This window comes from Burkholderia sp. L-4 (genome assembly GCF_056856535.1).
Genome location: NZ_JBXEOX010000002.1, coordinates 1,065,816 through 1,085,155 on the forward strand (window position 1 = coordinate 1,065,816; position 19,340 = coordinate 1,085,155).

16 protein-coding genes and 1 pseudogene are annotated in these 19,340 nt (G+C 66.2%); 11 read left to right on the forward strand and 6 right to left on the reverse strand.

Going from position 1 to position 19,340, the window contains the following annotated elements:
- Window positions 1-52: 52 nt before the first annotated feature.
- The 3 genes from AC1VVG_RS21605 to AC1VVG_RS21615 all read right to left on the reverse strand — a co-directional run bounded on the left by AC1VVG_RS21605 (window position 53) and on the right by AC1VVG_RS21615 (window position 3,566).
- The gene (locus tag AC1VVG_RS21605) at window positions 53-1,534 is read right to left on the reverse strand and encodes an aldehyde dehydrogenase family protein (RefSeq protein ID WP_482836202.1); all 1,482 of its coding nucleotides are present in this window, start codon (window positions 1,532-1,534) and stop codon (window positions 53-55) included.
- A 22-nt stretch (window positions 1,535-1,556) separates the two neighbouring features.
- Complete coding sequence (gene speB / locus AC1VVG_RS21610; protein ID WP_482836203.1) at window positions 1,557-2,507, reverse strand: agmatinase; 951 nt, start codon at window positions 2,505-2,507, stop codon at window positions 1,557-1,559.
- Window positions 2,508-2,681: 174 nt separating this feature from the next.
- Window positions 2,682-3,566 carry a helix-turn-helix transcriptional regulator gene (locus AC1VVG_RS21615; protein WP_034188504.1) on the reverse strand — a complete coding sequence of 295 codons (885 nt, stop codon included), beginning with the start codon at window positions 3,564-3,566 and terminating at the stop codon, window positions 2,682-2,684.
- A gap of 198 nt (window positions 3,567-3,764) precedes the next feature.
- On the opposite strand from AC1VVG_RS21615, the gene AC1VVG_RS21620 reads away from it, so the two are divergent.
- From AC1VVG_RS21620 to AC1VVG_RS21635, 4 genes are all read left to right on the forward strand, one after another.
- A complete protein-coding gene (locus AC1VVG_RS21620; protein WP_006484551.1) occupies window positions 3,765-4,109 on the forward strand; it encodes a cupin domain-containing protein in 345 nt (114 codons plus the stop codon).
- A gap of 85 nt (window positions 4,110-4,194) precedes the next feature.
- A complete protein-coding gene (locus AC1VVG_RS21625; protein ID WP_200087229.1) occupies window positions 4,195-5,658 on the forward strand; it encodes an NAD(P)/FAD-dependent oxidoreductase in 1,464 nt (487 codons plus the stop codon).
- Between the two features lie 87 nt (window positions 5,659-5,745).
- The gene (locus AC1VVG_RS21630) at window positions 5,746-6,936 is read left to right on the forward strand and encodes an MFS transporter (RefSeq protein WP_473375421.1); all 1,191 of its coding nucleotides are present in this window, start codon (window positions 5,746-5,748) and stop codon (window positions 6,934-6,936) included.
- A 131-nt stretch (window positions 6,937-7,067) separates the two neighbouring features.
- Window positions 7,068-7,988: a LysR family transcriptional regulator gene (locus tag AC1VVG_RS21635; protein WP_473375420.1), complete on the forward strand. Its 921-nt coding sequence runs from the start codon at window positions 7,068-7,070 to the stop codon at window positions 7,986-7,988.
- Between the two features lie 15 nt (window positions 7,989-8,003).
- Here the strand turns inward: AC1VVG_RS21635 and AC1VVG_RS21640 are convergent, their stop codons facing one another.
- Window positions 8,004-8,834, reverse strand: coding sequence for a helix-turn-helix transcriptional regulator (locus AC1VVG_RS21640; RefSeq protein ID WP_034188500.1), 831 nt, complete (start codon window positions 8,832-8,834; stop codon window positions 8,004-8,006).
- A 237-nt stretch (window positions 8,835-9,071) separates the two neighbouring features.
- On the opposite strand from AC1VVG_RS21640, the gene AC1VVG_RS21645 reads away from it, so the two are divergent.
- From AC1VVG_RS21645 to AC1VVG_RS21660, 4 genes are all read left to right on the forward strand, one after another.
- Entirely contained in the window at window positions 9,072-10,796 is a 1,725-nt protein-coding gene (locus AC1VVG_RS21645) for an amidohydrolase (RefSeq protein ID WP_482836205.1), read from the forward strand.
- A 213-nt stretch (window positions 10,797-11,009) separates the two neighbouring features.
- Window positions 11,010-12,125, forward strand: coding sequence for a polyamine ABC transporter substrate-binding protein (locus tag AC1VVG_RS21650; protein ID WP_034188498.1), 1,116 nt, complete (start codon window positions 11,010-11,012; stop codon window positions 12,123-12,125).
- A 97-nt stretch (window positions 12,126-12,222) separates the two neighbouring features.
- Window positions 12,223-13,794, forward strand: a complete 1,572-nt coding sequence (locus tag AC1VVG_RS21655; protein ID WP_482836207.1) for a DUF3138 family protein — start codon at window positions 12,223-12,225, stop codon at window positions 13,792-13,794.
- Window positions 13,795-13,881: 87 nt separating this feature from the next.
- On the forward strand, window positions 13,882-14,958 hold the full coding sequence (locus tag AC1VVG_RS21660; RefSeq protein WP_482836209.1) for a C45 family autoproteolytic acyltransferase/hydrolase: 1,077 nt from the start codon (window positions 13,882-13,884) through the stop codon (window positions 14,956-14,958).
- Window positions 14,959-15,016: 58 nt separating this feature from the next.
- Here AC1VVG_RS21660 and AC1VVG_RS21665 read toward each other — a convergent pair whose 3' ends face one another.
- The gene (locus AC1VVG_RS21665) at window positions 15,017-16,396 is read right to left on the reverse strand and encodes an MFS transporter (RefSeq protein WP_482836211.1); all 1,380 of its coding nucleotides are present in this window, start codon (window positions 16,394-16,396) and stop codon (window positions 15,017-15,019) included.
- 517 nt (window positions 16,397-16,913) lie between these two features.
- Between AC1VVG_RS21665 and AC1VVG_RS21670 the strand changes: the two genes are divergently transcribed.
- The 3 genes and pseudogenes from AC1VVG_RS21670 to AC1VVG_RS21680 all read left to right on the forward strand — a co-directional run.
- Complete coding sequence (locus tag AC1VVG_RS21670) at window positions 16,914-17,201, forward strand: DUF4231 domain-containing protein (RefSeq protein WP_226193678.1); 288 nt, start codon at window positions 16,914-16,916, stop codon at window positions 17,199-17,201.
- Window positions 17,202-17,359: 158 nt separating this feature from the next.
- Window positions 17,360-17,821, forward strand: coding sequence for a hypothetical protein (locus AC1VVG_RS21675; RefSeq protein WP_482836213.1), 462 nt, complete (start codon window positions 17,360-17,362; stop codon window positions 17,819-17,821).
- A 171-nt stretch (window positions 17,822-17,992) separates the two neighbouring features.
- A pseudogene (locus AC1VVG_RS21680) lies at window positions 17,993-18,481 on the forward strand (POTRA domain-containing protein); the annotation flags it as partial.
- An 8-nt stretch (window positions 18,482-18,489) separates the two neighbouring features.
- On the opposite strand, the gene AC1VVG_RS21685 reads toward AC1VVG_RS21680, so the two are convergent.
- A protein-coding gene (locus AC1VVG_RS21685) for an IS5 family transposase (RefSeq protein WP_175902521.1) occupies window positions 18,490-19,307 on the reverse strand; the annotation gives its coding sequence in 2 pieces (ribosomal slippage) (window positions 18,490-18,959 and window positions 18,959-19,307; 819 coding nt in all).
- Between the last annotated feature and the right edge of the window lie 33 nt (window positions 19,308-19,340).

Genomic DNA, 19,340 nt, shown 5'->3' on the forward strand with positions numbered 1-19,340 from the left:
GGCACCGTGCCATCCGCCACGGTGCCGCCAACGGCCTGAACGGCCGCACGGGTCAGTCGATCGCGCGCATCGCGTGGCGCAGTTCCTGATAGCTGCGCAGCCCGGTGACGCCGAGTTCGCGGCCGATCCCGCTGAGCCCGAAGCCGCCCCAGCACACGTGCGGGTAGATCAGCTGCGGCGCATTGATCCACACGAGCCCCGCCCGCACGCGCTGCTGGAATTGCTTCGCGACGTCGGCATCGCGCGTGACGACGGTCGCGACGAGCCCGTAACGCGTGTCGTTCGCGAGTGCGATCGCTTCGTCGTCGGTGCGGAACGATTTCACGCAGGCGACGGGGCCGAATATTTCGTCGGTCCACAACGGGTTGTCGGCGGCCGGCTCGGCGATCACGACGGGCGCCATGAAAAAGCCTTCGCCGCCGGTCTCCGCGACCCGTCCGCTGAACGCAATGCGTGCGCCCGCGTCGATGCCCTGCTGGAGCATCGCTTCGACGCGCGCACGCTGCGCGGCCGAGATCAGCGGCCCCATCGCGACCTGTTCGTCGGTCGGCGGCGCGACGACGAGTGCGCGCACGGCCGTCTCGAACGCGGTCATGAAGCGGCGGTAGAGGCTGTCGTGCACGAGAATGCGCGCGGTGGCCGAGCACATCTGGCCCGCGTTCGTGAACGCGCCCGCAATCGCGAGCGGTACCGCGACGTCGAGATCCGCATCGTCGCGCACGATCAGCGACGACTTGCCGCCGAGTTCGAGCGTCACGCGCTTCATGTCTTCGGCCGCGGCCCGCATCACCTTGCGGCCGGCCGCCGTACTGCCGGTAAACGAGATCTTGTCGATCAGCGGATGCGCGGTCAGTGCCGCGCCGACCTCGGCGCCGCCGTTCACGACGTTGACGACGCCGGCTGGCACGCCGGCTTCGGCGACGATGTCGAGCAGCGCGTGCTCGGTCGGCGACGTGAGTTCGGACGGCTTCAGCACGACCGCGCAGCCGGCCGCGAGCGCGGGCGCGAGCTTCCACGCGGTCGTGACCATCGGGAAGTTCCACGGCATCACCAGGGCGGCGACGCCGACCGCGTCGTGGAACCGCTCGGCCGTGACGGCGTCGCTCGGCAGTGCGACGGGCTCGGCCGCGAACAGCGCTCGGTCTTCGCACAGCTTCGCGTAGTACGCGAACGTCGCGGCGACGTCGCCGACGTCGGCGTCGGCCTCGAACGGCGGCTTGCCGCTGACCTGCATCTGCAGCGCGGCCAGCCGGTCGCGTGCGGCTTCGACGCGCTCGGCGATCGTCGCGAGCACGCGGCCGCGCGCGGCGGGCGGCGTGTCGCGCCAGCCGGCGAAGGCGTCGCGCGCGGCGCGCACCGCGGCGTCGACGTGCGCGGGCGTCGCGAATTCCTGCCAGCCGATCGCGTCGCCGGTCGATGCGTTGAAGATCGGCGCGCCGGCCGTATCGGAATGCGTGCGGACCGGCTGGCCGGCGATGCGCGCGGCGGGCAGCACGAATGCGGTTGCGGAACGGGAAAGTTCGGCGATGGACATGGGCGTCATCCTGTCGGTCGGGTTAGCGGTAGGCGACGCCCGGCATCACGCAGAGCATCTCGAACGCGAGGTTCGCGCCCGTGAGCGCGGTGGTGCCGGCCGGATCGTACGGCGGCGACACTTCGACGAGGTCCGCGCCGACGATGTTCAGGCCCTTCATCCCGCGCACGATTTCGAGGCCCTGCTGAATGGTGAGGCCGCCGATTTCCGGCGTGCCGGTGCCGGGCGCGAACGACGGGTCGAGCCCGTCGATGTCGAAGCTCAGGTAGACCGGCGTGTCGCCGACGCGTTCGCGCACCTGCGCCATCAGCGGTACGAGCGACTTGTTCCAGCATTCTTCCGCCTGCACGACGGTGAAGCCCTGCTCGCGGCACCAGTCGAAATCGTCCGCGTGGTAGCCGGTGCCGCGCAGGCCGATCTGCGTGACCTTGTCGCATTGCAGCAGCCCGTCTTCCACCGCGCGGCGGAACGGCGTGCCGAGCGCGATCTTCTCGCCGAACATCGTGTCGTTCACGTCCGCATGCGCATCGATATGCACGACGGCAACCTTGCCGTACTTTTTATGCAGCGCGCGCAGGATCGGCCATGCGATCGTGTGGTCGCCGCCGAGCGTGATCGGCCGGCAGCCGTTCGCGACGATCTCGTCGTAGGCCTCCTCGATGCGGCGCACCGAGTCCTTCAGGTCGTACGGGTTGGTCGCGACGTCGCCGAGGTCGGCCACCTGCAGCGAATCGAACGGCGCCGCGCGCGTGGCCATGTTGTACGGGCGCAGCAGCACGGATTCGGTGCGGATCTGGCGCGGGCCGAAGCGCGAGCCCGAGCGGTTCGACGTGCCGAGGTCGAGCGGCACGCCGACAAAGCACACGTCGAGGCCGTCGGTCGTCGCGGCCTGCGGCAGCCGCATCATCGTGGCGATGCCGCCAAAACGCGGCATGGCGTTGCCGCCCATCGGTTGATTGAGTTCGCGGGGCATGGGGGCCGTCTCCTTTTTCCAGGGTAAAGCGATCGGCCGATGGTAGAGGAGAACGCCTGCGCGAAGATTTTGAAGTCGCAACGTTTACATCGACGGGTCTCGATGCGAGTGGCGCCGCCGCATCGACGCCGCGCAACCGAAAGCGGCCGCGCGGCCGGCGCGGGCGGCGGGCGGTCAGCGGGAGAGGACGGGCGGCGTGGCGGCGTCGTGCGATCCGGCGGAAGGGAACGCGGTGGTGGCCGAGCCCCACGCGGCGAGTTCGCGTTTGGTCCGCACGCCGAGCTTCGCGAACGCGCGCTTCACGTACGACTCGGCCGACGCGACGCGCACGCCGAGGATGCCGGCGGTTTCGGGCACGGTCTTGCCGGAGAGCAGGTGCTTGCAGGTTTCGTATTCGCGTTTCGACAGCTTCACGCCGTCGGCGGCGATGCGCGCGTCGAACTGCGCGAGCGGATGGATCTCCGGTGTCGGATGCGCGACGCGCCGCACGGCGGTGGTCGACGCGTGGAGTTCGAGCAGCGGGAACAGCACGTCGCTGATGCCGCGGAAGCGGTTCATCTCGGCGAGCGTGAACGGCGGCCGGTCGCGGCCGCGCTCCAGCGCGATCGAGTGCTGCGAATAGCGCGTGCCGCGCGCGAGCACGCATTCGTGGCCGATCTGCACGTCGTCGAACAGCCGCTGACGGAATTCGCCGGGCGGGATCGCCGCGATGTCGCGCACGACGAGCATCGTGCCCGTCTTGCCGCGCAATCCGGCGAACAGCGGGTCGCTGTCGAGAAAGCGCTCGTAGTAGAGCGTCATCACGTCGGAGATTTCATGAGGGGCGGTGCCGATGCCGCTGCTGCCGATCCATTCGCATCGGTAGCCGGTGGGCATCGTGCCGTCGACGCGCGAGCGTTCGACGTGCGCGACGTCGAGCGGCACGACGTCGTTCAGCAGTTGCGTGAGGCGCGGCACGAAGTGAGGCGTGCCGACCGTCTCGATCAGCTCGCCCAGCGCCTTGAACGACACGTTGAAGCGGTCGTTGTCGCGGTGGAAGGGGTTCACGTTGAGCAGCATGCGGTTCCCCGGTGAAAAGCGGCGCGATTGTAGCGTCGGCAACGGAAAACGTCATTAGGGGGAAACACCGTCGGTTGTCCTGCCGACCTGCCCGCCCCCGCAAAACATCGCTTGTCCCCCCTGAAGGGGGGCATACCGGGGCAGTGTAAATGAGTAACTTTGTCTCTGCTTTTTTCAATCAAGAGACGAAAGATTCCGATGACCAAACTGATCAAGGACATCCTGCCGCTGGGCGCAGGCGTGGGCGAATTCACGAAGCTCGACTTCGGGATGGACGAAAGCGACTGGCGCGCGGCCGAAGGCAAGAGCGGCAACTACATCGTCGGCTGGTGGGAAGGCAAGGCCGGCTCGGTGGAGTTTCCGGAAACCGCGGCCGACGAAGCGGTGTGGCTCGTCGAGGGCCGGATCGCGCTGACCGACGTCGAAGGCAACCGCAAGGAATTCACGCCGGGCCAGGGCTACCTGCTGCCGGCCGGCTTCGCGGGCCGCTGGGAGACGATCGAGGACGCGAAGAAGTTCTACGTGCTGCTCGAACAGTCGTGATGTCCGAAGCCGCCGCCGGGGTGTCGTCGTCCGTGTGACGCGCATCCGGCGGCGGTTTCGTTTTTCGCGTGTGATGGCTGGGATCATGGAAATGGAAGTCAACGAAGCAAAACAGACCGCGCCGGTGCAGGCGCCACGTGGCACGCCGGTCGCACCGGTCGCGCTGGGCGTCGAGGCGGCGCTCGCGAATACCAGGCTGTTCCCGTACTGGCTCGACAACCCGGCCGCGCCGGCCACCGAGCCGGAACTCGTCGGCGACGTGACGGCCGACCTGCTGATCGTCGGCGGCGGCTTCACGGGGCTGTGGTCGGCCGTGCAGGCAAAGGAACAGATGCCGCACCTGAACGTGGTGCTGATCGAGGCGGGCAAGGTCGCGCACGGCGCATCGGGCCGAGCGGGCGGGATCATCTCGACGTCGGTGATGCACGGGCTGCCGAATGCGGTGCGCGTGTTCCCGAACGACATCGCGGAACTCGAGGCGTTCGGCCATCACAACCTCGATGGCTTCGAGGAAACGCTGAAGCGCTACGACATCGACGCCGACATCGAGTGGAACGGCGAGATGACGGTGGCGGTCGATCCCGAGCACCTCGCGCACCTGAAGGGCGACTACGACCTGCATCGCGAGTACGGCCACGACGTCGTGCTGCTGAACCGCGAGGAAACGCTCGAACAACTGAATTCGCCGCTGTTCGCGGGCGCGCTGTGGTCGCGCAACCGCAGCGGCATCGTGCATCCGGCGAAGCTCGCGTGGGGGCTGAAGCGCGCGGCGCTGTCGCTCGGCGTGAAACTGTACGAGCACACGCCGCTGACGACCGTGACCGACGAAGGCGGCACGGTGTTCGTGACGACGCCGAAGGGCAGCGTGCGCGCGCCGCGTGTCGTGTTCGGCAGCGGCACCGCGAAGGTCGGGATTCCGGACATCAACCGCCGCGTGATGCAGGTGCGCGATCACGTGCTCGCCACCGAGCCGCTGACCGACGAGCAGCTCGCGCGGATCGGCTGGAAGAATCGCCAGGGCGTGTACGACACGCGCACGCAGCTCAACTATTTCCGGCTGACGAAGCACAACAACATCATCTTCGGCGGCCTCGTCAGCTATCACTTCGACGGCGATCCGGAGCCGCACCAGGACGGCCGGCGCGAAACGTACTACCGGCTCGCGGAAGCGTTCTACCGCACGTTCCCGCAACTGAGCGACGTGCGTTTCTCGCACGCATGGGGCGGCCCGATCGATTATTGCTCGCGCGGCTCGGTGTTCGCGAAACGCTATCTCGGCGGCAAGGCCGTGTTCGTCGCCGGCTATACGGGATTCGGCGTCGCGGCGAGCCGGTTCGGCGCGTTCATGGGGCTGAACATCCTGTTCGACCGCGACAGCCCCGAGCGCAAGCTCGACATCGCGAACCAGAGCCCGAGCTACATCCCGCCGGAGCCGATGCGCTGGGTCGCCGCGAAGATCACGTTCCACGCGTTCGACGGCGCGGATGCCGAAGGCGGCTGGAAGCGCGCGTGGATCAGCGGCCTCAAGGCGATGGGCTTCCCGATGTAAGCGACACGGCGGCCCGGCCCGGGCCGCCGCCATATCCAACTCCCCCGAGGAGACGGTCCGCGCCGCGGACACGGAGAGAGACATCGCATGAACGTTGTGAATCTGCAGGATGAAGCGCGGCAGGAAAGCGCGTTGTTCGTCGTCGTGATGCTGCTGCTCGGCATCCTCGGACCGACGGTCTTTCTCGGCCTGCCCGCGATCGTCGGGCAGGTCGAGCGCCATTGGGGCTTCGGCGAAGCGGCGCTCGGGCTGTCGAGCTTCATCGAGGTGCTCGGCGAATCGACGGGCACGCTGCTCGTCGCGTTCGTGCTCGGCCGCCAGCCGGTCCGGCTCGTGCTCGCGGGCGCGGTGACGCTCGCGGCCGGCGCGAACCTCGGCACGCTCGCGACGCACGGGCTCGTCGCCTATTCGACGCTGCAGTTCGTCGCGGGCGTCGGCTCGGGCGGGCTGAACGGGATCGCGCTGCGCTACCTGTCGTATTCGCGCGCGCCGGAACGCAATCTCGGGATCATGCTGATGGGGCAGGTGATGTGGAGCATGGTGCTGCTTGCGTATGTCTTCCCGATGCTGAGCGGCACGTGGGGCGCGCGCGGCGTGTTCGGTTTCGTCGCGTGCGTGCTCGGCATGTTCGTGCTCGCGACGCCGCTGTTCCGCCGCGGCGAGACGATGGCCGCGCCGACGCCGGTCGGGGGGGCCAGCCGCATCGACCGCCAGGGCGCGATGCTCGTGCTGTGCGCGCAGCTCGCGCTGTACGGCGGCGTGGGCGTCGTATGGACCTTCCTCGAGAAGATCGGCACCGATGCGGGCCTGAGCGGCAAGTCGGTGTCGCTCGTGCTCGGCATCGCGAACGTCGCGAGCCTCGTGATCTGCGCGGCGATGCCGAAGCTCGGCGCGGGCGCGGGCCTGCGTCGCTGGACGCTCGTGAACCTCGGCGGCTGCGCGGTCGCGGCCGTGCTGCTCGCGATGCCGGCGTCGGTCGCGACGTTCACGCTCGGCGCGATCGTGTTCATCGGCTGCTGGACCGGCGGCGCGCTGCTGATCTACGCGACGATTCCGCAGTACGACCTGATCGGCCAGTCGGCCGCGCTGTCGCCGGGCTGCGTCGCGCTCGGCTATGGAGTGGGCTCGGTCGCGGGCGGGTCGCTGATCGAGCGCGCGGGCACGCAGTCGGCATTGATCGCGGCGATCGCGCTGTGCGCGGCGGCGTTCCTCTGCTACGGGCGGCTGCGGCCGGCCGTGTTCGGCATCGCGCGCCCGCTCGCGGCGGTATCGGAGTGACAGGGTTGCGACGCGCGCCGCTGCCGATGGCGGCGCGCGTCCCGTTCGGTTCATCGGCGAAGGCGGCGGGCGGGGCGCGCGAGGCGCGCCGTGCCGGCCGGGCAACGCGCGTACGCGCAGCGGCTTGACGCATGTTTTCGAATACCACCGATCTCGATCTCCGGCTCATCCGGGTCTTTCTGGCCGTCGTCGACGCACGCGGCATCACGGCTGCCGAGGCGTCGCTCGGCGTGCGGCAGTCGACCATCAGCACGCAGCTGTCGGCGCTCGAGGCGCGCGTCGGCTTCAAGCTGTGCGATCGCGGGCGCGGCGGCTTTCGGCTGACGTCGAAGGGCGAACGCTTCGCGGCCACGGCGCGTACGCTCGTCGCGGCGACCTCCGAATTCGTCGCGCGCGTGCGCGACATCGACCGCAAGCTGGTCGGCACGCTGTCGATCGGCCTGATCGGCCAGGCGCCGCTCGTCGAGAACGCGCGGGTGGCCGACGCGATCGGCGCGTTCCGCCAGCGCGACCAGGCCGTCACGTTCTCGATGAAGGTCGCCTCGCCGCAGGAGCTCGAGGAAAGCCTCGTCAACAACCAGCTCGATCTCGCGATCGGCTATTTCTGGCATCGCGTGCCGGGCCTGCTCTATACGCCGCTGTTCACCGAGCAGCAGGTGATCTATTGCGGGCGCGGGCATCCGCTGTTCCATGCGTCGCGGCCCGTGACGGCGGACGATCTGCAGCTTCACGACTGGGTGTGGCGTACCTACCCGGTGCCGGAGGAGCAGTATCCGTTGCCGGAGCGCCGCGTGACCGCGAGCGCGGACAGCATCGAGGCCGCGACCATTCTGATCCTGTCGGGCGGCCATCTCGGCTATCTGCCCGCGCACTACGCGGAGCCGTTCGAACAGCGCGGGCTCGTGAAGGCCGTCGGCCGCGCGACGTTCAGCTTCGACGTGCCGCTGCATCTCGCGATGAAGCGCAGCACGAGCGACAAGCCGATCGTCGACGCGTTCTGCGAGGACTTGCTGCGCGCCTTCAACATCAAGGCGGCCGTGCTGGCCGCGTAAATCCGGGCCGCGCGCTCAGCAGTCGACGAGCGTCCAGTCGAACAGCTCGCGGCGCGTGCGCACGCCGAGCTTCGCGAACGCGCGCTTCACGTACGACTCGGCCGTCGACAGCTTCACGTCCAACTGCTGCGCGGCCTCGGGCACCGAGCGCCCGCACAGCATCAGCCGGCAGATCTCGTGCTCGCGGCGCGACAACTGCACGTCCTGGCGTTCGAGGCGCGCGTCGAAGCTCGCCTGCGATCCGACGTTCACCGATACCGTTGCCACGCGCCGCGCCGCGCAGGTACGCGCATGCAGCTCGAACATCGGGAACAGCAGATCGACCATCTGCCGGAAATGGAACAGCTCGTCCGTCGTGAACGCGGCCCGCCCGACGGCGCGCGCGAGCCCGAGCGCGTACTGCAGGTGCGCGGTGCCGTGCACGAGCAGGCATTCCTGCGCGATGCCGGGTTCGTCGAAGATGCGCCGGCGGAACTCGCCCTGCGCGATGCCGTCGACATGGCGCTGCACGAGCAGCGTGCCGGCCTTGCCGCGCAGCGGCGCGACCAGCGGGTCGGTCTGGCAATAGTGCTGGTAGTAAATATCCATCACGCGCAGCGTATCGGCCGCGACACGCAGGCTGCCGCTGCCGAGCCATTCGACGACGAAGCCCGACGTGCTGCCCGCGTCCGCGCGCCAGCGTTCGAGGTGCACGGCGTCGGCGTGGATGCTGTCGTTGACGAACGCGGTGACCGCGCCGACGAAATCCGGCGTGCCGACCGCACGCAGCGTCGCGCCGAGCGTGTCGGGGCGCACGCCGATCAGGTAGTGGCCGCGGGCGGCGGGGTCGGGCTGGAGCAGTCGCATGGTCGGGCGCAGGCGGTCAGGGGACAGCGCGACGTTACGCGAACGCCGCGCGTGCGTCAGCCGGGTATTCACCGGTCAACCCCGCGGATTTCGCGCGTTGTCCCCAAAACGACGACAAGACCGGGTACGCGGCGGCGTGAATTCGCCGAAGCCCCCGCGGCGGGGGGGCATACCGGTGTGAATCGTCTGTCTATAGTGAAAGCACTTCGAAAACCTGATGACCACCGAGGACAGGCAATGCAGATTCAACCGACGCAGGTCGCCGCGACGCCGGCGGATTTCGTTCTGACCAACGCGAAGGTCTACACCGTCGATCCGCACCGGCCGTGGGCGCAGGCCGTTGCCGTGCGCGACGGCCGGATCGTCCACGTCGGCGACGTGGCGGCCGTGCAGGCGTACGTCGGTGCGCGGACGAAGGTCGTCGACGCGGCCGGCCGGCTCGTGCTGCCGGGCTTCGTCGAGTCGCACTGGCACTTCGAGACGACCGCGTTCGCGTTCCAGGCGTTCGTGAATCACGAGGATCCGCAGAAGGTGCTGGGCGCGCTGCGTGCCTACGTCGAATCGCATCCGGACGAGCCGGCGATCACCGGGATGGGCTGGGTGCAGGCGACGATCCCGCCAGCCATGCTGCGCAAGGAGACGCTCGACGCGATCTGCGCGGATCGCCCGGTGTGCCTGCTGTCGACGGATTTCCATTCGATGTGGGTGAACTCGAAGGCGCTGGAGATCGCCGGTATCGACGCGTCGACGCCGCCCGTGCAGGCAGGCGCGAGCTGGTTCGAGAAGGACGCGGTGACGGGCGAGCCGACCGGCCTGATCGTCGACGGCGCCGCGTATTCGTTGCTGATGCAGCGGATCAGCGCGGCCGGCCTGCTGCCGACCGGCATCGACCTGTACCTGAAATCGATTCCGCCGTGGCAGAAGAAGCTGTGCGCGGCCGGCGTGACGACCGTGTTCGATGCCGGCTTCTTCGACGCGAGCGGCGACCAGTCGCTGCTGTACGAGACGCTGCAGACGATGGAGCGCGCGGGCGACCTGAAGCTGCGCGTGGTGGGCAGCGTCGCGGTGATCGGCGAGATCGACGATCCGGTCGGCACGCTCGTCCGGTATCGCGAGCAGTACGATTCGCCGCTCGTGAAGGCGCGTACGCTGAAGCTGTTCCTCGACGGCACCGAGGCGAACCACACCGCCTACCTGCTCGAACCGTACGCGGATCGCCCCGACACCTGCGGCGCGCCGACGATGCCGGCCGACACGTTCAACCGCTATCTGGTCGAAGCCGATCGCGCGAACGCGAACGTGATGGTCCATTGCGTCGGCGACGCGGCGGTGCGAATGGCGCTCGACGGCTTCGACGAGGTCAACCGCGCGAACCCGCCGCGCGACCGCCGCCACGTGATCACGCACGCGTTTCTCACGCATCCGGACGACATCCCGCGCTTTCGCCGCGCGGGCGTGATGGCGAACACGCAGTTGCAGTGGGGCGTGGTCGACGCGTACACCGAGCAGCTGCGCGACCACTACGGCCACGCACGCTGGAGCAACATGTACAAGTTCCGCACGTTCCTCGACGCAGGCGTGACGGTGTCGATCGGCATGGACGGCCTCGCGTGCCAGTGCCGCTGCCAGCACAAGCCGCTCGAGCACATCGAGTCGGGCCACACGCGCCAGCTCGCGGGCGAACCCGATGCGCCGGTGTTTCCGGACATCGCCGAGCGTCTGAGCATTCCGCAGCTGATCGCCGCGTACACGATCCACGGCGCGTACCAGCTCGGGATGGAGCACGAGGTCGGCTCGCTGACACCCGGCAAGCGCGCGGATCTCGTCGTGCTCGAGAACGACCTGTTCGAGGTCGGCCAATACGACATCGGCCGCATCGACGTCGGGCTGACGATGATGGGCGGCCGCATCACGCACGTGGGCAACGATTTCGGGGCACGCACGGGTATCCAGGCGTCCTGACCGGGCATCCCGTCTGACGACGCGGTGACGGCGGCTTTCAGGCGGCTTCCGTTTTCGCGGGCCGCCGCATCCCGGCCGGAACCGGATGCGCCGATTGTGACGCGTGTCCCCCTATTGGCAGGGCAGACCGGCCAATTTCCTCTGGCTACATTTTCCCGGACCGAAGCAACCACCGCTCGCCGGGAGCGGATCACGATACCGACGGAGGAAAACATGGCAGGGGAGTGGAAACGGCATCTGGGGACGGCATGCGCGGCGCTCGCGCTGGGCGGGTTCGCGTGGGCCGGCACGCCCGTCGCGCACGCGGCGGACGTCGTCAACGTGTACAACTGGGGCAACTCGATCGGCAAGGCGACGATCGCGAACTTCGAGAAGGCGACCGGCATCAAGGTCGTCTACCAGGAGTTCGATTCGAACGAGACGCTGCAGGCGAAGCTGCTGTCGGGCACGTCGGGCTACGACGTCGTCGTGCCGTCCGACATCTTCTGGGCGCGGCAGCTGCAGGCCGGCATCTACCGCAAGATCGACCGGAGCCAGGTGCCGAACTACGGGCTGCTCGATCCGGAAATCATGAAGGTGCTGGCGAAGGACGATCCGGGCAACCAGTTCGGCATTCCGTGGACGTGGGGCACCGACGGGCTCGGGATGAACGTCGAGAAGGTGAAGGCGGCGCTCGGCAACGATGCGCCGCTCGACAGCTGGTCGCTGCTGTTCGATCCGAAGGTCGTGCAGAAGCTGAAGCACTGCGGCGTGTCGGTGCTCGATTCGCCGGTCGATGCGTTCGGGATGGCGTTCGTGTACCTGAAGAAGGATCCGAACACGACGAACCCGGCCGACTACCAGGCCGCCTATGAGCTGCTGAAGACGGTGCGGCCGTACATCACGCAGTTCAACTCGAGCAGCTACATCAACGATCTTGCGGGCGGCGACATCTGCCTCGCGCTCGGCTGGTCGGGCGACGTGAACTCCGCGCGGATCGCGGCTGCTTCCGCGAAGAAGTCGTATCACATCAAGTACGTGATTCCGACCGAAGGCAGCGCGATGTGGTTCGACATGATGGCGATTCCGAAGGATGCGCCGCATCCGGACGCCGCACTGAAGTTCGTGAACTTCGTGCTGTCGGAGCAGGAGAGCGCGAACCTGACCAACGACACGTCGTATCCGTCCGCCGTGCCGTCGTCGAGGCATCTCGTGCGCGCCGAAGTGACGAGCGACCCGGCCGTGTTCCCGCCCGCCGACGTGATCCGCCGGCTGAGCCTCAGCAAGCCGGTTCCGCCCGAGCTGATGCGTCTGCAGAACCGTCTCTGGACGAAGCTGAAGACCGAGTAAGCCGGCCGCCGCCTCCCGCACTCCCGCATACCTTTCGCGCGCCCCGCCGCTGATCGCGGCGGGCGGGGGCGCGCTCGTCCCGACGACCACCCAGAACATGAAGATCAAACACATGACGGCGCTGTGCCTGCTCGCATTCGAAGCGGCTTCGGCGATGGCGCACACGGCGCCGCAGGCGACCGACGCGAGCAGGATGAAGGCGCTGCAGGCGCAGGTCACCGCGCTGCAGCAGCAGGTGAACGAGCTGCGCGCGAGCATGCTGGCGGCGCAGCCTGCCGGCGCCGCACCAACGGCCCATGCCGCCTCGGGCGGCGTGAAGATCGGTTCGATCAGCACGGCGGCGGCCGCCGATTCCGCGCCTGCCTTCACGAACGACAACCTGCAGCAGATGCGCGAGCAGATCGCGAATGCATCGCTGAAGGTCGACTCGCTGCAGGAAGCCGCGACGACCGGCCCGCTCGCGGGCCTGAGCATCACCGGCTACGTCGATCCCGTGTACCTGTTCAACCGCGCGCAGCGTACGTCGGGCTTCCAGTTCCTGAACCACGACCCGGGCGCGTACGATTACTACAACAGCACGATCGGCGACGTCTATCTCGACATCAAGAAGACCTTCGGCGTCGGCCCGATGGCGCCGTCCGCGGAGATCGTGATCCAGCCGAACCGCGGCTTCGGCAACGTGTTCAGCAATTCGCACGGCGGCGTCGGCAACAACATCGTCACGCAGGCGCAGGTCAACGTGCCGCTCACCACGACGCGCACGTTCGAGATCGGCATGATGCCGAGCCTCGCGGGTTACGAAGTGCAGCCGTCGAACCAGATGCTCACGCTCACGCACGGGCTGCTGTACGACTTCAGCGAGCCGGGCAACCTGATCGGCATAGGGCTGAAGGGGTCCAACGCGGCGATGACGCGCTTCTGGCAGGTCGTGATCGGCAACGAGGTGCTGCGTACGGCCGGTGCGATCGCGAACGCGGCGAACAACACGACCAAGACCAACTGGACGCCGACGATCACCGCGCGCTTCGACAACGCGACGTCGACGGCCTTCGACTTCGGGATCTCCGGGATGCTCGGCCGGCAGTCGCTGTTCTCGCCGTGCGCGGTGGCGGGCGGCTACGGCTACCAGTGCAACGGCGCGTCACCGACCGGCTTCTACAAGTACGTGGAAGCCGACATGACTTATACGCACGACAAGACGCAGGTCAACGCGCAGGTCGACTACGGCGAGCTGCAGAAGGGCGCGTGGAACGGCGGCACGGCCCGCTGGTACGGGATGTCGCTGCTCGGCCATACGAAGTGGACGACGTCGTGGGTCGGCCGCATGGGCGCGACGCTGCGCTTCGACTACCTGAACAACACGTCGAACGGCGGCGGCGGCACGAACATCCAGTACGGGCTCGCGGGCGGCAACCCGTCGGTGAACGGCACGAGCGGCTTCGGCATCGATCCGGCGTGCTTCCAGGGCTCGGCGACCAACGGCACCGAATGCAAGGGCGCGCGGCGTTATGCGATCACGGCGGACCTGTTGTTCTATCCGACGCAGCAGATCACCGTGAAGGTCGAATACCGCCACGACGCGGCGAACCATCCGGTGTTCCTGAAGAGCAACGGCACGTACGCGCGCAGCAACGACCTCGCCGGGATGCAGTTCATCTACTCGTTCTGACGGCCGGCGCGTGCCGATTTGTTCGTATAGCGAAACACTTTACGGGCCGCGCCGGCCCGGGTCTCATTCGACACAGGAGGTTTGATCTTGAAGCTGCACACATTCGCGACCGACATCACCGATCCGCATGAGCGGGGCCGTCTGATCGGCGCGCGCTTCGCGCCCGCGATCCGCGATACGGTTGCGCGCTATCTCGCGTTCTTCCCGAAGCTCGGCATCGAGCCGCAGCGCGCGCGGGCGATCGGCGAAGCGAGCCTCGCGGCGCTCGACGCATGGTGCCCGCGCCTGGCCGCCGAAGTCGAGGCGATCGCCGAGGGCGTCGACTTGCCGTACTGGCAGCTCGCGTGCCTGAACGCGCGCACCGAGATTCTCGCGACCGCGCCCGCGTCGGCCGAAGGCGAATGCTCGACGACCGTCTACGCGCCGGCGGGCCCGCACGCGCCGCGCACGCTGCAGACGTGGGACTGGCACGACAGCCTCGCGCCGCAGGGGCTGCTGATGCAGTTCGCGACGCCGCAGGGCCGCACGGTCAAGCTGTTCGCCGAATTCGGGATGCTCGCGAAGCTCGGCGTGAACAGCGCCGGGCTCGGGCTGCACTTCAACATCCTGCATCACGCGAGCGACGACGGCAGCGCGGGCGTGCCCGTGCATGCGATCGCGCGGCGTCTGCTCGAAGAGGCGACGACGGTGCAGGAGGCGATCGAACTCGCGCGCACCGCGCGCGTGAGCGCATCGACGGTGCTGACCGTGTTCACGCGGCACGACGCGAACCCGCGTGCGGCGAGCATCGAACTGAGCCCGTCGGGTGTCGGTGTGGTCGTGCCGCGCCCGGACGGCTGGCTGCTGCACACGAACCACTTCCTCGATCGCGCGTTGAGCGGCGGCGAGTGCATGCCCGACAGTTCCACCACGCGCGAACGCTTCGCGTACCTGAACGAGGTCGTGACGGGCATGACGGGCGCCGATGTGCGCGAACGCGCGGCGGCGATGTGCGGTGCGGCCGGCGACGCGGCCGTCGTGTGTTTCCACCCGGATCCGTCGATGCCCGATACCGAGCGCTGGGAAACGCTGCTGACCGTCGGCATCGATACCGATGCGTGCGCGCTCGACTATGTGGCCGGCAATCCGCACGATCTCGCGCGCGACGGGTTCACGCGGTTCTGACGCGGCACGCGGACAGCGGCAAGGCCGGGACGGCTCGTATGGGCCGCCCTCGTGACGCTCATGCGTCGATGCGCTCGACCTTGCCGACGAGCAGCCCGTACGACAGGCTGCCGGCGAGCGCCATCGCGGCGATGTAGGTGATCGCACGCGAGAAGTCGGCGCCGTCGACCAGCAGTCCGATCACGATCGGCGTCGCGATCGCGGACAGGTTGCCGATCAGGTTGAAGACGCCGCCCGTGAGACCGAGGAGCCGCGCGGGCGCGAGCCCCGATACGAGCGACCACGTGATCGACGCGAAGCCGTTGCCGAAGAACGCGATCGTCATGAACGCGATGACCCAGCCCGTCGACGACACGTAGTTCGCGCCGATGATGCAGGTCGAGACCAGCAGCCCCGAGATGATCGGCAGCTTGCGCGCGAAGCCCTGCGACGCACCGCGGCGCATCAGCCAGTCCGACAGCACGCCCGAGCACAGCACGCCGACGAACGCGGCGAGGAACGGCAGCGATGCGAGGAAGCCCGACTTGATGAAATCCATCCCGCGGTATTTGACGAGGTAGGTCGGGAACCACGTGAGGAAGAACCACAGCGTCGAGTTCAGCGCGAACTGGCCGAGGTAGATGCCCCACAGCTTGCGTCGGCCGAGCACGACGCCGAGGTCGCGCCACGTCGACGGCGCGCGTTCGCTGCGTGCCGCGATGCGGTCCTCCAGATCGACGAGCCCGCCGCCGTCGCGGATCAGCGCGATCTCGGCCGCGTTGACGCCGCGAAACGCGCGCGGTTCGCGATATACCGCATACCAGATCGCGGCCCATGCGATGCCGGCGAGGCCCGTCGCGACGAACACCATGTGCCAGCCGAGGTGCACCTGCAGCCAAGCGAGCACCGGCGTGAGGAACGCGAGGCCGACGAATTGCCCCGACGTGTAGCCGCCGATCGCACTTGCGCGTTCGCGGGTTGGGAACCACGTCGTGACCACACGGTTGTTGATCGGGTAGGCCGGCGCTTCCAGCGCGCCGACCGCGAGACGCAGCACGATCAGCCCGACGAACGAACCCGCGAAGCCGAGCAGCTGCGTCGCGGCCGACCACAGCGCAAGCGCGCCCGCATACAGGACGCGCGGCGATACCTTGTCGACGAGCCAGCCGCCCGGAATCTGCATCAGCGCGTAGGTCCAGCCGAATGCGGAGAACACCAGGCCCGCGCGGACCGGATCGATGTTCAGTTCCTTGAACAGCGCGGGTGCGGCGATCGACAGGTTGCTGCGGTCGAGATAGTTGATCACGACCGTGACGAACAGCAGCGCGAGGATCAGCAGGCGCTTGCGGCTCGGCTGGGTGGTTGCGGCTGAGCGGGGCGTGGATTCGGGGGTGGTACCGCCATGCGCGGTCGAGCGCTCAGGCGGGGTCGCATGGGTGCGTGACGCGGATTGGGCCACGGTCGTCTCCTGTGTTCTCTGCCCGGCCGGCGCCCGCGAGCGGGGCGGCCGAATCGGATGGCGTTGGGGCGAACGTTAGAACCGTGGCGCGACGCGCGTCAACATTTGGACAGGCATCCCTATTAATGGGATGTTTGGCGTTCAGTATGTGGGAACGTGTGGCGGTAGCGCTGTATCGCGCGCCAGTCTGAAACGGGAAGCATAGGTTTGTCGCCCGTATGCTTTAGAGACTCGACCATAGATGCCCGGGTGCACGTCAATTGGACGAGTCTGAAATTTGAAATTCGTGGTTTCCACTCAACATCTTGGCAGTTTTTGACAATTGCCTTTCAGCGTTTCGGTAAGCTCGCGTTCAATAAACCAACCGTGGTGTCGAATGCAGCATCGGAGAAATATCCCCTTCTCGGCCCGGTTATCAATGGAGTGTCGAATACCATGAGCGGCAACGATATTTAAAATAAGGTTCAAGAGATACTCAATTCTTATTGGCAAGGTGTCGTGAAATCGACAACGGGAAATGCTGGAGGGAATGGTGCGAAAAATTAAGATGATCGAGGATGGGAATTTTCCTCGATGGATGAGATTTAGTTTGATTGTGATGGGGGTGTTGGCGATGTATGTCGCAGTGAAATTTATTCCACCATCAATTTTTGGAGGGATTGTATTATTGGCTGGCTTCGGGGTGGCTTTGATCGGAGGCTTTACAAGTCGCGCCGCGATGTTGAAGATCAAGCCCTTCGATAACAGCTACAAAAAGGCGCGCAAGAGTTACGAAGCGAAGAGCGATGAACGGAACAAGTCCTGAGCCCAATACGCTCAGATATTTTTCGATTTTATAATGTAAACATTTATACTTCTTAAATAAAAATCATCATGGAAATCCGATGCCTTGCCGCACTTCTCTTGCCACTCGTTAGCGCATGCTCTGTGCTTGCGCCGGATCTTGCAGACGAAAACCAGTGATTGAAAGGTCAAGCTGCGGAAAGCCTGGAGCAATTCTACGGAACCTACCGCGTGCTGAACATCAAAGGTCGAAACTGGAATGTATCGACGGTATCAGTGATTCGAGGTGACGCTGCCGGAAATAATCTTCCCCTGTTTCGTCTCTACAGGAACGACGGCAAACAGTTCGATGCAATCACGCCACGCGTGTGCGAAACCTCGGGCACCCGTAAGAAACCTGAAGGCAGCACTGGCACTTACGTGACGTGCGGCCTAACCGGAATGATGTCGAGTGAGCCGTTCGTCATCTTCGACAACTTTCCAATGGAGTATTCATCGAACAATCTCATCTTTAAGGAGAAATCGTTCGAAATCAAGCCTGGGGAGTATCGCCTGTACCTTGCTTATAAAAATGGAGGCTCAGCGGACTTCGAACTGGTTCGCGTCAACGACACGAGTTCGAACATACCAGCGGCAAAGTAACTAGGGGTGGTTGCATAGAGTCTGTAGACGTGGTCCAGACAGGTGTCTGCAGGCAAATCGGTCGAAAACGATGCGCCGATAACATGCTTGACTGAATTGCAGCCAACGATCAGATATCTAGAAAAACACACGAGAACTATTCGCCGGGGGAATTCTGCTGCGGCAGCACTGCTGCTTATCGCGACCAGTGTGTCGGCGCAGGAAGCGCCGCGCCTGATCATTCCGGGCAACGACCAGCAAACCCGACAGCAGGAAGAGGCGCGTGAACGCGAACGGGCCGTCTCTGCGCCCGGAGTGCGATCGGACGTGACGGCCAGCGCTGGGTATCCCACGCTACCGTCGGAAACGCCCTGCTTTCGGATTGAGCGTTTCACACTCGACGTACCCGATGCGCTGCCGACTTCCGTGAAAGCGCAAGGAGCATCGGCGTTGCCGATGGATCGCTTCGCATTCGCGCGTGAATGGCTCGAACACTACACCGGACAGTGCGTCGGCAAACAGGGGCTCGACTTGCTCGTCAAGGGCTTGTCGCAAGCCATTCTGGCTCGCGGTTACGTCACAACGCGCGTCCTGCTGCCCGAACAGGATCTGTCGGCCGGTACCCTCAAGTTTTCGCTGATCCCGGGCGTGATCCGTCACGTGCGCTTCGCTGACGATAAGAGGCCAGTTCAAAAAGGCTGCTCGATACGCCTGAAGATGTTCCAACAGACAAGCGAGCAGCCGAGTTTGAGAAATGCTTCGTGAATGTCAGCACGTCGCTCGAAGCGAGTGCGTAGACGTCGAAAATTGTGGAGCCATGAGTGCGTGCGTTCGACCACCCAACGATACTTGCCGAGTCCGCTACCGTGTTCGGTCCGGCGCTTGGCAATCACCGGCTCGATACCGCGATTTCGCAATGCTTGCCGATGTCGCTCAGAGTCGTAGCCGCGATCGGCATAGACCACGCGAGGCCGTTGAATCGGGTGGCCGCGTAGGCCGCGAATCGATGGAATTGCGTCGATAAGCGGCAGCAACTGCGTAACATCGTTGACGTTCGCGCCAGTCAGGATCGCGGCGAGAGGTGTGCCATTGGCGTCGGTGACGATGTGATGCTTGGAGCCGGGTCGCGCGCGATCGGTGGGGTTCGGGCCAGTTTTTGGCCCGCCCCAACGGCCCGTACCGATGATGAATCGACGGCGGCACGCGAGAAATCGATCTGGTCGGCTGCCCGAAGTTTGGCGAGCAACAGTTCGTGGAGGCGATCCCACACGCCGGCCTCGTGCCAGTCGCGAAGCCGGCGCCAACAGGTCGTCCCCGAGCCGAAGCCGAGCTGCGTCGGCAGATGGTTCCATCGAATACCGGTCTTGAGCACGAACAGGATGCCGTTTAATGCTGCTCGATTCGGAACCGGAAACCGTCCTGGGTTCTTCGTTCGCCGCGGTTTCGGTGGCGGCAGTAATGGTTCGATGAGTATCCACAATTCGTCATCAACGATCGGCGATTGCATTCCTCATGATCCCGTTGCTCAGATGCGTGAGGT